The organism is Clostridium sp. LS3, from assembly GCF_055330225.1.
In genome coordinates this window covers 2,069,151-2,085,441 of record NZ_CM143921.1, presented here as the reverse complement: position 1 = coordinate 2,085,441, position 16,291 = coordinate 2,069,151, and the positions used below count along the sequence as shown (strand labels likewise).

The 16,291-nt window shown below is 26.7% G+C and carries 13 protein-coding genes; 11 read left to right on the top strand and 2 right to left on the bottom strand.

What is annotated here, in order from left to right; translation table 11 throughout:
• The first annotated feature begins 176 nt into the window (after nucleotides 1-176).
• Complete coding sequence (yhdJ, locus tag ACZJV1_RS09645) at nucleotides 177-1,073, top strand: adenine-specific DNA-methyltransferase (RefSeq protein WP_463649986.1); 897 nt, start codon at nucleotides 177-179, stop codon at nucleotides 1,071-1,073.
• Nucleotides 1,074-1,115: 42 nt separating this feature from the next.
• Here yhdJ and ACZJV1_RS09640 read toward each other — a convergent pair whose 3' ends face one another.
• Nucleotides 1,116-2,222, bottom strand: coding sequence for a hypothetical protein (locus ACZJV1_RS09640; protein ID WP_463649985.1), 1,107 nt, complete (start codon nucleotides 2,220-2,222; stop codon nucleotides 1,116-1,118).
• An 836-nt stretch (nucleotides 2,223-3,058) separates the two neighbouring features.
• Here ACZJV1_RS09640 and ACZJV1_RS09635 point away from each other — a divergent pair.
• The 9 genes from ACZJV1_RS09635 (at nucleotide 3,059) to ACZJV1_RS09595 (ending at nucleotide 13,369) form a co-directional block, all read left to right on the top strand.
• On the top strand, nucleotides 3,059-4,327 hold the full coding sequence (locus ACZJV1_RS09635; protein ID WP_463649984.1) for a restriction endonuclease: 1,269 nt from the start codon (nucleotides 3,059-3,061) through the stop codon (nucleotides 4,325-4,327).
• A gap of 1,672 nt (nucleotides 4,328-5,999) precedes the next feature.
• Nucleotides 6,000-6,221: a DUF1659 domain-containing protein gene (locus tag ACZJV1_RS09630; RefSeq protein ID WP_463649983.1), complete on the top strand. Its 222-nt coding sequence runs from the start codon at nucleotides 6,000-6,002 to the stop codon at nucleotides 6,219-6,221.
• A gap of 39 nt (nucleotides 6,222-6,260) precedes the next feature.
• The gene (locus ACZJV1_RS09625; protein WP_463649982.1) at nucleotides 6,261-6,479 is read left to right on the top strand and encodes a DUF2922 domain-containing protein; all 219 of its coding nucleotides are present in this window, start codon (nucleotides 6,261-6,263) and stop codon (nucleotides 6,477-6,479) included.
• 474 nt (nucleotides 6,480-6,953) lie between these two features.
• Entirely contained in the window at nucleotides 6,954-7,778 is an 825-nt protein-coding gene (locus ACZJV1_RS09620; RefSeq protein ID WP_463649981.1) for a hypothetical protein, read from the top strand.
• Between the two features lie 534 nt (nucleotides 7,779-8,312).
• The gene (locus tag ACZJV1_RS09615) at nucleotides 8,313-9,026 is read left to right on the top strand and encodes a transaldolase (RefSeq protein WP_463649980.1); all 714 of its coding nucleotides are present in this window, start codon (nucleotides 8,313-8,315) and stop codon (nucleotides 9,024-9,026) included.
• A gap of 16 nt (nucleotides 9,027-9,042) precedes the next feature.
• Entirely contained in the window at nucleotides 9,043-9,501 is a 459-nt protein-coding gene (locus ACZJV1_RS09610; protein ID WP_463649979.1) for a PTS sugar transporter subunit IIA, read from the top strand.
• A gap of 15 nt (nucleotides 9,502-9,516) precedes the next feature.
• The gene (locus tag ACZJV1_RS09605; RefSeq protein WP_463649978.1) at nucleotides 9,517-9,801 is read left to right on the top strand and encodes a PTS sugar transporter subunit IIB; all 285 of its coding nucleotides are present in this window, start codon (nucleotides 9,517-9,519) and stop codon (nucleotides 9,799-9,801) included.
• 23 nt (nucleotides 9,802-9,824) lie between these two features.
• Nucleotides 9,825-11,204, top strand: coding sequence for a PTS ascorbate transporter subunit IIC (locus ACZJV1_RS09600; protein ID WP_460287118.1), 1,380 nt, complete (start codon nucleotides 9,825-9,827; stop codon nucleotides 11,202-11,204).
• Between the two features lie 62 nt (nucleotides 11,205-11,266).
• Entirely contained in the window at nucleotides 11,267-13,369 is a 2,103-nt protein-coding gene (locus ACZJV1_RS09595; protein ID WP_463649977.1) for a BglG family transcription antiterminator, read from the top strand.
• A gap of 38 nt (nucleotides 13,370-13,407) precedes the next feature.
• On the opposite strand, the gene tnpB is transcribed toward ACZJV1_RS09595, so the two are convergent.
• The gene (gene tnpB / locus ACZJV1_RS09590; protein WP_463649976.1) at nucleotides 13,408-14,568 is read right to left on the bottom strand and encodes an IS200/IS605 family element RNA-guided endonuclease TnpB; all 1,161 of its coding nucleotides are present in this window, start codon (nucleotides 14,566-14,568) and stop codon (nucleotides 13,408-13,410) included.
• 508 nt (nucleotides 14,569-15,076) lie between these two features.
• Here tnpB and ACZJV1_RS09585 point away from each other — a divergent pair.
• Entirely contained in the window at nucleotides 15,077-16,042 is a 966-nt protein-coding gene (locus tag ACZJV1_RS09585) for an Rpn family recombination-promoting nuclease/putative transposase (protein ID WP_463649975.1), read from the top strand.
• The last annotated feature ends 249 nt before the right edge of the window (nucleotides 16,043-16,291 follow it).

Below are 16,291 nucleotides of genomic sequence, written 5' to 3'. Positions count from 1 at the left end.
ATTCAGATATATACAAATGAGGTGGAAGGGAATAAATTTAGATAAAATTTAAATATTATTAAGATGTAGTTAGGAAGGAGAATAATTACTACTTATTATTAGGCTTTTTAAGTGGATATATAATAAAGTCTATGCTATAATCATTAATAGTACATAGGATGATAGAGGTGATAGTTATGCGTAATCTATTTAGTAGTATGGACTTTGAATTTATTGATTCAGAACATGCGCTGATAATTAAAAATGAATGTATTAGCACACTTAGACAAATGAGAGATAAATCGGTAGATTTGATATTTGCTGATCCACCATATAATTTAGGAAAAGATTTTGGAAATGATAGTGATTCATGGCAAGATAGAAAAGCGTATTTAGAATGGTGTTATAATTGGATTGATGAATGCTTTCGAGTTCTAAAGGACAATGGAACAGTTTACTTGATGAATTCAACACAAAATATACCATTTATATCGGTATATTTACAGGAAAATTATTATATTGTTAATGATATTATATGGGCTTACGATAGTTCAGGAGTTCAATCAAAGAAAAAATACGGATCCCTTTATGAACCAATTTTAATGGCAACAAAAATTAATAAGGCGAAATATACATTTAATTATAAAGATATATTAGTTGAGGCAAAGACAGGTGCTAAACGTGGATTGATTGACTATAGGAAAAACCCACCTCAGCCCTATAATACCCGAAAAGTACCAGGTAACGTATGGGAGTTTCCGAGGGTGAGGTTTAAGATGGATGAGTACGAAAATCATCCATCACAAAAACCAGAAGCGTTATTAGAGAGAATTATTAAAGCATCAAGTAATGAAGGTGATATAGTGTTGGATCCTTTTGGTGGTTCTTTCTCGACTTGTGCTGTTGCAAGAAAACTTGGAAGAAAAACTATAGGTATGGATATTAATCCAGATTATTTTAGAATTGGTATTAGAAGAACTGGTATTACAGAAATTTATAACGGAGAAGTTTTACAAAAGGATAAAAGTAGAAAAACAAAAAACAAGTCAAAACAAGATCATATTGATAAGAATCAAATAGGCTTAGAACTATAAGGAATAGTGGGATATAAGTTTGAATATCCCACTATGTAAATTTTATTTTTCAAAATTATATTCAACTTTACATTGTACTATTAATTCGTCAATTAATGATTCAAGGAAATTATTTTTTATTAATTCTTGTAAATATTTTAATAATGTGGGTATAGTTATAATTTCTTGAAAGCAAGATATATATTGTGTTAATACATTAGGAGCATCATTAAACTCTAATTTAGCTGCTTCATGGATGGTATGTAAAGCAGATTCAGGAGTTATGTTTTGCTTAACTACAAACGTAATAGGATAATGCAATAGCTTGTCTATATCTAAAAAATACTTTTTGAAATCAAGTACTTCTGTTACCTGAAAAATACGACCTAAAGGAAGCATGATGTAATCAATTCCCCCATCATTTGCATTTGTACGTCCTGTTTTATATAGTGTTAATGGCACTGTATAATTTGTACCACCGTCAATATTATAGGTCATTTTATTTTGAATATAGTGATATTTTAATATTACAAATGACACAATTTCAAACAATCTAGCATCAGTAGAAGGAGCTAAAGTTGATTCGATAAATTTTACCGCATTAGATTGATTTGTCTGATAAGTTTCTTTTAGATCTATCAGTTGTTCAAAAAAAGATTGAAAGTTTTTTAATTTAAGCTCAATATATTTATCTACTAATTTTAAATATGTACAAGCAATATTTATAGAACCTTGAGAAGTATTAATAATTAATAGTTTTTCATTAATCCAATAACGTTTTGTGTTTAAATCGCGAATTATCGGAATTTCTGATGTTGAGGAGTTAAAGAATTTTCTAAATTCATCATTGCATCTATTATTTATAGCATGATTTTGAAGCTTTTCTCCAAATGGCATACTTTTAATTTTAGCCATAGCATCAGTGTACATCATTCCTTCGTATGTAGTATATGAATTTGATTTGACATATCCTTTATTTGTATAATCTTCAATTAAAGCATATAGCGCATATAAATTAGCAAAAGAGTTACGTGACTTAGATGAGGCGTTAACTGATTTTGTTTTTTTCTCAAGATATTTCAATAGATAAGAGTCATTAAGTAAATTACGTGCTGTTTCTTGATCATAAATTTCAATAAGTGTTTCAATGATAAAATTTGTATTTGACAAAAAAATCGCTCCTTTATAATAAATTTTCTAAAAATTACGCATATATATTATATCACAGGTTATTCCAATTTACACCAATTTGTTTAAAGTATAGAGTTGTGAAAGCAGGTAGACATACGAGATAAAACTTTTCTAGTCATTATCATACTGAAATAGTAATTATGTTTATAAAGGTAATTTTTATATAAATAAGTTTATTAGATAAAGGACCTGTCAATACTTTAATGTGTAGATGTTAACATGTCTTTTAAAGTTATATGGAAATTACATATATTATTTTCCTTTAATGGCATAACTTAATTTTTATCTACTTTAATCTCTTTTACATCTTTAATACAGCAATTGATTGGTGATTTTGAAATGCCATATTCGCTGCTTAGTTTGTTAAGCTTATTTCAGATTTAAATAAGTCTACTATCATATCTTTATATTCTTGATCGCATCTTTTTCTATTTCCCATAATAGGTACATCCTTTCTTAGCTAAATATTATTTTACTTAGTTCGTCTTAACATGTCCACTACTTTATACTAACACCGGAGATCCTAAAGTACATAAACAAATGTTTTTAGAAAATAAATCATTATCAAATGTAGCTTAGCTATACTTCATTTTTTGTAACCATTCATGTTTTAAAATGGTTTGTTTGCTATACACTTTTTTACAGGAAATACTTTTTTACATTTTACTTGATTATAATTAGCTGATGTATCAATAAAATTTCGTAGAAATCATGGATTTTTTATAGGTAATGCCACCGAGTATAAATAAGATTTTCCCTTATAATAAATTTCTAATAGTGAGTATATATGCTAAAATATTGTTGAGGTGATTGAGATGGATTTTAATTTATTAGATGGATATCAATTTGAAGAACTTATTGAAAAATTATTATCAAAAATGGGATTTAATGTAGAAAAGACAGCAATGTCAGGAGATGGGGGAATTGATATTATAGCATATGATTCTAGACCTATATTTAAGGGGAAATATATAGTTCAATGTAAAAATTGGAATAACTCAGTAGGACAACCAGAAGTAAGAGATTTATATGGAGTAGTAATGAGTGAACAAGCTAATAAAGGGATATTAATTACCACATCAACATTTACACAACAAGCAAGAGAATTTGCTGATAATAAAAATTTAGAATTGATAGATGTAAAAATTTTAGTGAATTTGTTAAATGATTATAATGTAGAAAATATAGTAATAGATAAATTAGATATTGAAAAAATAAAATTTTATGATTTAATTAACTTTAATAAAGAAAAATATACTTATTTAAAAGAAAAAATTAATAGTAATAAAAGTGAAAAGAAATATTATGAAAAAATGAAAGAATTTTTTCATTACTATGTTATTAATAATGAATATGAAATATATAAGAATGGTCTACTCGATGAATATTTAGAATTAAATAATGAAATGATAAGGCGATTTTGTAAGAAAAGTAAAGTTGGAAGATTGACTGAAAAATCACTTAAGTATTTAAATGGATATCTGTATATTTTAAATGGAGAAATTTTTAAGGCTATAGAAATATTTAATGATTTGGATATATTCATTCCAAGTGATAATATTGAATTTTTAGAAACAAGTAATAAAATTCAGGTTAGTATAAACACACATTTATATAATTTGGAAAAAGTAGTATGGAGTGAAGGTTTTTATGTAATTTATAGAGATAATAGTACTTCTTTAAATGTTATAATTAAGAATTTATATTTAATTTTTTCATATTTAAATTATGAAAATGGTATGAATTACTTAGTAAATTTAATTGAGAAAAATTATGAAGTTTTGGAGAAATCTTTTGCATATAAAAATAATTCTTTTATTACTTATAATGAACAATATTATAAAAGAATTGAACTACAAATGAATGATACTATTAGAGTGTTTGAAGATATAAAAAATAAAAAATATAATAAATTTCATATTCCAATAAAAATTGAAGTTAACAAAGAGGATTTAAAATCAAATTATGATAGTGAAGTTTTTATTGATATAAATGATATTATGACTAAATGTTTTCAAAAATTTAATGTAAAAGAAGAATTAAGTAAAATTAATATTATAATAAGTAGTAATATTTTAGAATAGCAAATAAAACTTATGAAGAGGTGTTTACTATACCAAAAGCTAGTAAACCAGTTTCTTTAATGCTAAAGAGCTTAACAAAAAAAGAAAAAAAGCATGTTTAGAAGCAGAGGAAAAAGTAAAAACTGCGTCAGGTAAAGTTTATGAAATTCCAACTGATATCATCAAAAGTGAACAAGAGGTTTATATGTTCATAGTTGAAGAAATGAAAGAACTTGACTTTAACTAATCTTGATAGCAAGTGGGATGCAATGCACCCCAGAAGAGCCCTTGGGGGTTATGTTAAATATTTAGCAATAATTAATTATAATTCCGAATTATTTCTCATCTGTCTAATAGGTGGCAGTTTATTTTAGGAATTATAGTCTTTTTCGTTTAAATAAGAATTATGATAGGGTATAATAATACAACCTTATGACTAACAGATGTTGTTCCACCTTTATCCTTGTGCAAGGTTAAAATAGCCTTAGTTACTGTCACTATATTTGTACCTAAATCATTGATTTTAATTTTTAACCCTATGTGTTTTGGTAATTAGTCTATTTTTATGATTACAAAGGGAAGCTGCGCCCCTAACCCTGCTTAATGCTCCTTAAACTTAAGATTGCAATAAATAGAAAAGAAGGACTAGCTATAGCTGTTACATCTTTTCTATTTATGCTAGAGATAAAATTAAACTGAAAAAGGTAGCAATCTCAATTAAATATCATCTTTGAAACGAGTACTTATTTAGTTTTTAATATGTTTAATCTTATTACTACTTAATCTTCTATAAAGTAATCACCAACTATTATTACTGCAATTTTAGCAGTTATATTTCTGAATATGTTTGATATTTAAAGTTGGTATATAATTATCTATAAACTTTGTAATCTAATATAATTTCATCTAATGCTATATCTGTAGGGCTTGCAACTTATAATTATTTGGGCCACTTAACCTGTCACCCAAAAAAGTACAGGCCATTAGCTATAGCTACTAGCAGCATAAAGGTTTCTCAAAATCGAACCCTTTATGCAACAAGTATCTCTACGCATAAGTCTAGTCCTTTATTTGGGTACCCGACAGGGGGCAATGTTACTTTTAAATATTTATGATTATTACTTTAACAAAGAAAGTCCTATACTAGTACACAAGGTACTGGCATAGGGCTTTCATTGTTATATACATTTATACTCTAGATGAGTAAGCTTTAAAGTATAAGAAGCTAAGTACTATTTAAATTACAGTAATACTAGTACTCAAAAGCTATATAAAACAATTATTAATAATTACTAGCTTCATATATTTTAAAGCAACAATTTTTAATGCACCACATGCCATAAACCAAGGATAATTTCATAAAATCAATTTATGTACTGTGGTAGCCTACTCGATAATTATCGATACATTTTGAGCACAACATCCAACGATAATTACCGACTAGGCTACCAGCAAACTATATGCTATAGAAACTATAGATGTACTATATATGCACTTGGACAACCCCAGGGGAATCCACCTTTGACAGGCTCTGTGCAAGGACGTTTTAAGCTCGTAAATTTATGGATCACTTTATAACTGTCCACTAATACGGAGCTTAGTTGACATATCAGTATTAATAAAAAAGAGTTGAAATAGATTTTTTATAAATCTATTTTTTGCATATATGAAGATTATACGAGGAGGTGATAAAATGGCAGCAAATTCAGTATTAACAGAAAACGCTATTAAGGTTAGATACCAAATAGGAGTTGATTCTAAAGGTAAGGATGTTTTTAAAGAGCAAATCTTTAAAAATATTTCTGCTGATGCAACTGATGATAATTTAGTTCAATTATCTGATGCAGTAGAAAAGCTTTTAGACTATAGCGTATCAACTATTAAAAAGCAACAAACCTTTATAGTTACAAGATAGTAATTAATGGGATCAATAATTTAGAAAGGAGGGTTTTAAATGATTCAAAGAACTGTAGCAATGTCTTTTAAAGACGTTTCAGGTAAAAAGATTAATCTTTCAGTAAAAGATGCAAAGGAAAGTGTAGCAGATGCAGATATCTTAGCCTTAATGGATAATGTAATAACAAATAAGCTAATAAAAACAGAAGCTGGAGACTTAACAGAAAAAGTTTCAGCTCAAGTAGTTACTAAGGAAACAAGTAAGGTAACTATTTAGTAATAAAATAATTTTGAAATAAAGATATAGCTAACCATAAAACTATGGTTAGCTATATCTTTTATTATATTCATGTAGATTTGTGGAATCTGCCATAAAAGTTTATGTAATAAGTGAGATTAGAGGTGTTGAAGTGAAACTTTTACTTAGAGTTTCGAAAAAAATATATATGATAGGTACTATCGTAGTGTTGAGTTATATCTCACTCTTTGAAATAGAGAAGAACTATAAAAATATATGTATAAGAGAAAACAACAATACCATTTATAAAAATCATGTTTTATTTAAACTCATAAAGTAAGAGTATGCTGTTTTGTAATTTGTTGAAATATAGAGTAATAGTGGGTATAATGTATATTGTTTGAAATTAGAATAATTTATTCTGAAAAGTTGTAATAGTTTGATGCATAATTAATCTTCAAATATATTGATTTGAGTATGAAATTAAAATTAAATATAGAGGGGACAGTTGGAATGGAAAAAATATTAATCGGTAGTATAGTCATAGTTTTAAGCTTCATTATGAGTTTTATAACTCCGGTAGTTATAGGAACACAAATGAGTGATGAGAAAAGTATGAAAGAGGGGATTTTAGGAAGGATTTTAAATGGTATATTTAAGAAGTTTGATAATTTAGGAAGTATATTTAGCAGAGTACATACTTTTATAAAGGATATTATTAAAAGATTTTATGCGTATAATGATGATGAGAAATCTTTTAAATCATTAATAACTATATTTATTACTATAGGCATATTAACAGGAGTTTATTTTCTAATAGGAAAAATAATGTTTAATGAAATATATGATGAAATTAAGAATATAATATTAGACAATTTAGCTAATAATACTTTATCAATAAAATTACTATTATCAATTATTATTGATGGTTTATCGACGTTCATTGAGCTATTTAAAATAGAATATTGGTATATTAAAATACTTATGTTTATATTTATAAGTATTTTATACGTAGCTATAATTTATTATGGGTTAAACGAAGAGAATCAAATTTACCAGGGGAGGAAAATTTCTAAGTTTAATCTTAAAGTACTTACAATAAAGAATATAATTATATTAAGTCTATTTGTAAGCGTATTTTTCCTAATAACAAGTAATATTCCAGTAATTGATATAATTTCTACTGTGCTATTAGTATTGAGTATATTTAATATTGAAATAAGTATTACAACTACTGCAATTACAGTAGGTACAATATTAACAGAGAGAGCAGTAAAAAAAGTAATTGCTAGTAGAAGAAAAAGTAGTAATCTTAAAGAGTCTCATATATTCAAATAATAATTTTTTTATTATTTATTGAAATTAACAGTATCGTAATTTTAAGGCGTGATAAGGAAGAGAGAGCCTTATAATGTTAGATGAAATAAGATGGATTAAACAGCTTCAGTTAGATAACTATTAGGATCTCAGTAAAAATCTATGGGGGAGTGAATGATAACTAGAAGTAAGATAAATAAAAACAATCACATTTGCAGCCAAAGCTATAAAGCTAACTAAAAATAATACTGTTTCATTATAAGAAGATTTTTATTAAAAAAGTAGGTTTAGTACATGAAATTAATAGTGATGATCCTACATATAATGCTTTTAATAATTCAATATGGAAAAGTAGATTTATTTTACACTTTCCTTACCTTCAGTTTGTATATGGACATATGTAAGTTTACGTTGACTTAGAACAGATCAACGAAATAAGTAAACTTACATATGTCCCTTTTTTATTTCCTAATCAAAGGGAAACAAATAGATATTCTTTAATTCATAAATTAAATATATTATTATATTAAGAAGAACAATAAAGGGGGAAACAAAATGATTAAAGATTTAAAGGTTAAGATTTATGCAGATGGAGCTGATTTAAATTCTATGTTAAATGAGTATAATAAGGGAATTGTTAGTGGGTTTACTACTAATCCATCCTTAATGAAAGCTGCAGGAATTAAAGATTATAAAGAGTTTGGAAAAGAGGTTTTAAGTAATATTAAAGATATGCCAATATCTTTTGAAGTATTTAGTGATGATAAAGAATCTATTATAAATGAAGCAAGGGAACTTTACACCTGGGGTGAAAACGTTTATGTGAAAATTCCTGTTGTAAATACTAAGGGTGATTTTAATGGAGATATAATAAAAGAACTATCAAAAGATAAGGTTAAGTTAAATATTACTGCAATTTTTACTACTAAGCAAGTGAAGGAAGTTTTAGATTGTTTAGAAAAAGATAGTACAGCTATAATATCAATTTTTGCAGGAAGAATTGCTGATGCAGGGGTAAATCCAAGTAGTATTATTGCTGAAGCCATTAACATAGCAAAGGATTATCCAAATGTTGAAATATTATGGGCAAGCTGTAGGGAGTTATACAATATTATTGAAGCAGACAATTTAGGATGTCATATTATCACAGTTCAAAATAGTATTTTAAATAAATCAAATTTATTAGGAAAGGATTTAACTGAGTATTCAATAGATACAGTAAAGGACTTTTTTAAAGATGCAAATAGTTTAGGTTTTTCAATTTTATAGTAGTGAGGTAAAAGACATGATAAAAAAACTATTAACAGAAGATTTAGTTAAATTTAATATTAAGGCTAGCAATTGGGAAGAGGCAGTAAGGGAAGCTGGTGAACTTTTATATATAAATAATAAAGTAGAGAAGTCATATATAGATGCCATGGTTAAAACTGTGGAATCTATGGGACCTTATATTGTTATGGCACCAGGTATAGCTATGCCTCATGCAAGACCAGAGGATGGAGTAAAGGATATTGGATTAGCAATTATATCTCTTGAAAAACCAGTTAATTTTGGTAGTGATGATTTTGATCCTGTTAAGCTAGTTATAGCCTTATGTGCATCTGAAAGTAAGGTTCATATAGAACTACTTAAAGATTTAAGTAATGTTTTAGATGATGAAGATTTAATAAATAAAGTTGATAATTGTAAAACTAATATAGATCTTAGAAATTTAATTATTGAAACTTATATGAAGAACAAATAAAAGGAGGTATTTTTTATGAAGATAATTACTGTTTGTGGAAATGGGATAGGAAGCAGTTTGATGTTAGCTATGAAAATACAAGAAATATGTGATGAGGAGGGGATAAAAGCAGAAGTAGAATCTTGTGATGTAGGTGCAGCAGGCGGAAAAAATTGTGACTTATTTGTTACTGTAAAAGAACTTGCACCAAATTTTGATAAAGATAAAACTCTTATTGTTAGAAGTTACATTAATAAAAAGAAAATTAAAGAAGATGTACTTGATAAGATAAAGAATAAATATGAAGAATTAAATAAATAATTTATTAAGGGAGTGAGGGTATTATGGAAATTATATTATCATTTTTTAAAGATATTTTAAAAGAACCAGCATTATTAATGGGTTTAATGGCATTTGTAGGTTTAATAGCTTTAAGAAGACCAGCTCACAAGGTTATGACAGGAACATTAAAGCCTATACTTGGTTATCTAATGTTAGGGGCTGGGGCAGATTTTATTGTATCTAACTTAAATCCACTAGGAGAAATGATTCAAAAGGGATTTAATATTAGTGGAGTTATACCAAATAATGAGGCTATAGTTTCAGTGGCTCAAAAAGTTCTTGGTGTTGAAACTATGTCAATACTTATTACAGGATTAATTGTAAACCTTTTAATAGCTAGATTTACTAAGTTTAAATATATATTCTTAACTGGTCATCATAGTTTCTTTATGGCATGTTTATTATCTGCAGTATTACAAACTGCTGGATTTGAAAGTTGGACATTAATATTAATAGGTGGAGCATTCTTAGGTTTAGTAAGTTCAATTTTACCAGCAATAGGACAAAAATATACTTTAAAGGTTACAGATGGTGATGACGTTGCAATGGGTCACTTTGGTAGCTTAGCTTATTATATTTCTGCTTGGATAGGTGGAAAAGTAGGTAAGCCAGAAAATAGTACAGAAAAAATGGACATCCCTGAAAAGTGGAGTTTCTTAAGAGATACTACAATATCAACAGCTTTAACAATGATGGTTTTCTATTTAGTTGCAGCTATAGCTTCAGGTTCTGAATTTGTTTCTACTTTATCTGGTGGCCAAAATATGATTTTATTTGCACTTATGTCAGCAATGAAATTTGCAGTAGGGGTTACAATAGTTTACGCAGGTGTTAGAATGATTTTAGGAGATTTATTACCAGCATTCCAAGGTATTGCAACAAAGGTTATACCAGATGCAATTCCTGCAGTTGACTGTGCAGTATTTTTCACATATGCTCCAACAGCAGTAGTTATTGGATTTGTAGCTAGTTTTATAGGTGGAGTAATTGGAATGTTACTTTTAGGAGTAGCAGGTGGAGTTTTAATTATTCCAGGTCTTGTACCTCATTTCTTCTGTGGAGCAACAGCAGGTATATATGGTAATGCAACAGGTGGTAAGAGAGGAGCTGTAGTTGGAGCCTTTGTAAATGGATTATTAATTACATTTATTCCAGCTTTATTACTTCCAGTACTTGGTCAATTAGGATTCCAAAATACTACATTTGGAGACTTTGACTTTGGTGTAATAGGAATTGCTATAGGTAAGTTATACACATGGTTAGGATCTATTGGGGTAATTGCTTTATTAGGGGTTTTAATAATTGCAGTTATAGTTCCAAATTTTATGAAAACTAAAACAAAAGTAATAAACAATGTTACAGATGATGGTGAATCTGTATAGATAAAGAACAATGCTTAAGCAAGGCAACTTAGCCTTGCCTTAGGCATTTTGGAGGAGATTTAGTGAATACAAGGTGTGTGGAAATTTTAAATTTATTTCTAAACTCTAATAATGATATAAAGGTAGATGATTTAGCAAATAGATTTTCTATTTCTAATAGAATGATTAGATATGATATTGATGAAATAAATAGCTTCTTAAGAGGAATAAATTTTAAGGAAATAGATAAGAAGCCTAATTCACCTTTAAGGTTTCCTTTATCAAAAGTGGAAAAGGAAGTTTTAAGAAATCATCTAAATGATATTAATTTAAGTAATTACATTTATTCTACAGAAGAAAGAGTAGCAATTTTGCTATATGAATTATTAAGCTCTAAAGGTGAATGTAATTATAAAATATTGCAGGATAAGTTGTTAATAAGTAAAACTACTTTATTTTCAGATATAAAAAGGGTAAAGCTTTGGCTTGAAGAATATTATATTAAGATAATTAAGGTGTCTAATAAGGGCTTTAAAATTCAGGGTAAAGAAAGCAATATTAGAAGAGCCATGACAGATTTATTAATAGATAGCAATAAGTACAATATTAATACGACTTTAGAAAAAATTTATAATAATAATAGCAAAAATATTTATGATAACTTAACTAGGTTTGATATAAGTATAGAAAATATTGATTATATAAAAGAACTTATTAATGGTCTTGAAGAAGAGTTTGGAGTTTTTTCTGAGGAAGATTATACAAATTTAGTTATTGTAATATTTGTTATTGTAAATAGATCTTATAAAAATGATGAAATAATAGATGAATTGCAAGTTGACTTTAACAAAGCTTATCAAAATGAATATAAAGCAGCTAAGAAATTATCAGAAAACCTTAATGATAAATATGGAGTAGTATTAAATGAGAATGAAATTAACTTAATCACTAGTAAGATTCTATCTGGAAGTAAGAATAAAAAAAATCTATTTGAATCAGCAGATTATTTTAATGCTTGCCATATTACTGATAGGTTAATTAAGAATGTAAAAATTGCTTTAGATAAAGAATTTAAAATGGATAATAATTTACTTGAAAGCTTAATAAATCATATGAAGAGCCTTATTTTTAGATTAAAATATAACATTTTAAGTACAAATCCTATAATAGATACTATTGAAAGTAATTATGCAAAGGAATTTCAAATAGTTAAAGAAGCATCTAAATTTATTGAAGATAAGTTTCAGTGTAAATTACCCATAGATGAAATAGGATATTTAGTAATGTATATAGTAGCTGCAATAGAGCAAGTTAAAAAAGAAGATGAAGAAAAGATTAAAAATGTTTTAATAGTTTGTTCTGCTGGATTTGCAACAGGTAGGTTGTTAGAAACAAAAATTAGAGATAACTTCAATGTTAATATTGTAGCTGTAACATCTATTCATGGAATAAACAAATATTTAAGTAATAATAATATAGATTATATAATTTCTACAATTAATTTAGATGATAATATTGAAGTGCCAGTAGTAAAGATCTCACCAATATTATTTAATAAAGATTTAGATAGATTTAAAAATATATTTCCTAAAAGAATAGTTGAAGAATCAATACCTTCAGTAGATGGGATTATTGAAATAGTTGAGAAATATTCTGAGATAGTTGAATATGACAAATTGAAAGTTGAATTAAGTAATTATATAAAAGGTATAAGAGAAGATTTTAGTAATTTAAATGAATTTATTCCTTTAGAAAATATACAACTAAACTTAGAAGTATCAGATTGGAAGGAAGCAATAAGGTTAAGTGCAAAGCCTCTATTAATAAATAAAGACATAAGTAAAGAGTATATAGATGCAATGATAGAAAATGTTGAAAAGCTAGGAGCATATATAGTAGTTGATGATGGAATTGCAATACCTCATGCTAAACCAGATAAATACGTTAATAACTTTGGAGTAACTATAAATACATTTAAAGATCCAATTACTTTAGGGGAACATAACAATGTACGAATCTTTATAACTATTGCTAGTGTAAATAATGAAAATCATATAAAACTAATAACTCAAATAATGAAGCTAATAGAAAATGAAAGCTTTATTAATGGGCTAATTAATTCTAAAGAAAGAATTGAAGTTAAAGAGTTATTAGATAATGTAAATACTTTATATATGAATATTTAGTGATAAAGTAATCTCCATATGAACTATCATTTTGTGAACTACTCGCACTTATAGAAGTGTGAGCTTCCTGTTTCAAAGACCTCGTAACCTACTATCTCCACAGGCTTGAATTTGGATTGTTCCAATCCTATTTTTAATATATTTAATGCAGCATTTATATCTCTGTCATTGTGTATATAATGACAACTTGGACATTCCCATGTTCTAACATTTAGATTCTTAGTATCTTCATTTTTGAATCCACATTTAGAGCATATTTGACTTGATGGGTAGTAAGTATCTATTATTGATATTTCCCTACCATACCAGTTAGCTTTATATTCTAGGAATTGTCTAAGTTTATACCAGCTTGCATCACTAATTAATTTTGATAATTTATTGTTTTTAAGCATACTTTCTACTTTAAGATTTTCAAGACATATTACTTGGTTTTCGTTAATTAGTCTTGAACTTAACTTATGAAGAAAGTTACTTCTACAGTTAGCTATTTTCTCATGGATCTTAGCTAACTTAATTCTAGCTTTATAATAATTACTACTACCTTTAGTTTTGCTTGATAATCTCCTTTGAGCTTTAATAAGTTTTTTATAATATTTATTAAGAAATTTAGGATTATCAATTACTTCACTATTGGAAGTAACACAAAATGATTTTATTCCTACATCTAAACCAATAGCAGTATTAAGCTTTGGAAGTTTTTTAATTTCATCAACTTCACAACATAGAGAAACATAGAATTTATTTGTATTAGTCTTACTTATAGTAGCATTTAGAATTATACCTTTATGTTGTCTATGGTACTTAATACTTACTGTACCTACCTTTGGAAGTTTGATTTTATTATCTACTATCTCAATATTGCTATTAACCATTTGAGTTCTATAACTATGAAAGTGGTTGCGCTTACTTTTAAATTTAGGAAATCCGTAACCTTTAAAGAAAGTCTTATATGCTCTATCTAAATCTCTTAAGGTTTGTTGCAATGATATACTATCTATTTCTTTAAGCCATTCATAACTAGACTTTAGGCTAGTTAATAAGCTTGAACATTCTTTATAAGAAACTGATTTTTTAGTTTCTTTATATTCTTCAATTTTATGGTTTAAGAAATAATTAAAAATATATCTATTACACCCGAAGGTTTTATTTAGCATTATAGTTTGTTCTTTATTTGGATATATCCTATATTTGAAAGCCATCTGCAAATTTATCACTTCCTTTCAATTATAGTATTTACTAAAGTTAAGTAAATTATAACCATATAGAATGATTATAATTTATTGCTATCCATCACCACCTTATAGAAGGTGGTGTATTTCGCAATATTTAGATAAAATAATAAAGCAAAAGGTTAGTAAAATCGCTGACCTTTTTTATTTTTGGCCATGCTTTAAATTGATGTTGAAGTATCAGATTGGAAAGAAGCAATAAGGTTAAGTGGAAAGCCTATACTAGTAAATAAAGACATAAGTAAAAGCAGAAAATGGCTAATGATAGTCTTAAATAATATACTCGTAAATGATTATAAACTAATAAAAAATATATGAAAGTATTTATTTAAAGAATCTATAGGAGTATAAAAAATTAAAAATTTCAGAACATAAGTTCGCATATAAGTTTTGTTAAGGGATATAATATTAATATAGTTGCAACTAAAAATATAAAGTGGATTTTTGCAGTTTACTTTATTATAATAGAGGTGTAAAGTTGAGAAAAAATATGAATAATATTCATGATAAAGGCTACAAAGATTTGTATTCTAATAAATATGTTTTTGTAAATCTTGTTAAAGATACATTGAAATTTTCTTGGGCAAGTGAGATAAAACCAGAAGATTTAATACTAGTAGATAAGTCATACATATTGCCAAATTATCATGACAAAGAATCAGATATAGTTTATAGAGCAAAGATTGAAGATGAAGAGGTAATATTTTTTACTTTACTTGAATTTCAATCTACTGTAGATTACAGCATGCCTATAAGATTATTTTTCTATATTAGTGAAATATTAAGACGAGAAATTGATCCTAAAGAAATTAAAGCCAAAAAGAAAAATATAAGTGTTCCAGCAGTAGTGCCAATTGTATTATACAATGGTAAAAGAACTTGGGATGCTAAGGTATCTTTTAGAAATATGATATCTAAAGAAGAGATATTTTCTAAAGGATTAATTGATTTCACATATGATTTAATAGACGTTAATAATGGTTATTCAAAAGAACAGTTGCTTAATTTAAAGAATATAACTGGTGCTATATTTTTACTAGATCAAAAGGTAAACGAAGAAGAATTTTTAGAGAGAATAAAACTTATTGCTCTAACCTTTGATAAAATTTCTAACAGGGAACGTAAAGCATTAATACATTGGATAACACAAACCACAGAAGATACAATTGCAAAAAGTTCAAAAGAAGTTTTACTAGCAAATAAAGAGGAGGTTATTGAAGTGGTTGCTAACAATTCTAATCTTATAAAAGAAATGAAAGAAAAAGCAGAAAATAAGGGAAAAGTAGACATTATTATAAAATTGCTTTCCAAAAAATTTAATAAAATACCAGATTATTATAAGGAAAAATTATTACAGTTAGACGAGTCTGTTATAGATACAATTGCAATTGAAATCTTTGACATGAATTCAATTGAAGATTTAAATAAATATATTAGTAATTAATATAATATAATTTTAAAGGATGTCCAGTGGGCATCCTTTTGCTTATCCTTATTTACACATTAGTTTTTAAAAAAGCTAAAATATATTATTTTTATAAATTTATCTTCTACATATAAGAAAGTTGTAGGAGATGATAACATGGCATTTTGCCACTTACAGAATAATTAATTTTAAAATTTATACTTCGAGCCCATAAAAATATATGACAGACATCGATTATTTTCTGTTTCGTAATGGTTTAGTAATTAT

Coding starts and splice junctions, on each gene's coding strand:
- yhdJ (WP_463649986.1), top strand. CDS start 177: ATGCGTAATCTATTTAGTAGTATGGACTTTGAATTTATTGATTCAGAA.
- ACZJV1_RS09635 (WP_463649984.1), top strand. CDS start 3,059: ATGGATTTTAATTTATTAGATGGATATCAATTTGAAGAACTTATTGAA.
- ACZJV1_RS09630 (WP_463649983.1), top strand. CDS start 6,000: ATGGCAGCAAATTCAGTATTAACAGAAAACGCTATTAAGGTTAGATAC.
- ACZJV1_RS09625 (WP_463649982.1), top strand. CDS start 6,261: ATGATTCAAAGAACTGTAGCAATGTCTTTTAAAGACGTTTCAGGTAAA.
- ACZJV1_RS09620 (WP_463649981.1), top strand. CDS start 6,954: ATGGAAAAAATATTAATCGGTAGTATAGTCATAGTTTTAAGCTTCATT.
- ACZJV1_RS09615 (WP_463649980.1), top strand. CDS start 8,313: ATGATTAAAGATTTAAAGGTTAAGATTTATGCAGATGGAGCTGATTTA.
- ACZJV1_RS09610 (WP_463649979.1), top strand. CDS start 9,043: ATGATAAAAAAACTATTAACAGAAGATTTAGTTAAATTTAATATTAAG.
- ACZJV1_RS09605 (WP_463649978.1), top strand. CDS start 9,517: ATGAAGATAATTACTGTTTGTGGAAATGGGATAGGAAGCAGTTTGATG.
- ACZJV1_RS09600 (WP_460287118.1), top strand. CDS start 9,825: ATGGAAATTATATTATCATTTTTTAAAGATATTTTAAAAGAACCAGCA.
- tnpB (WP_463649976.1), bottom strand. CDS start 14,568: ATGGCTTTCAAATATAGGATATATCCAAATAAAGAACAAACTATAATG.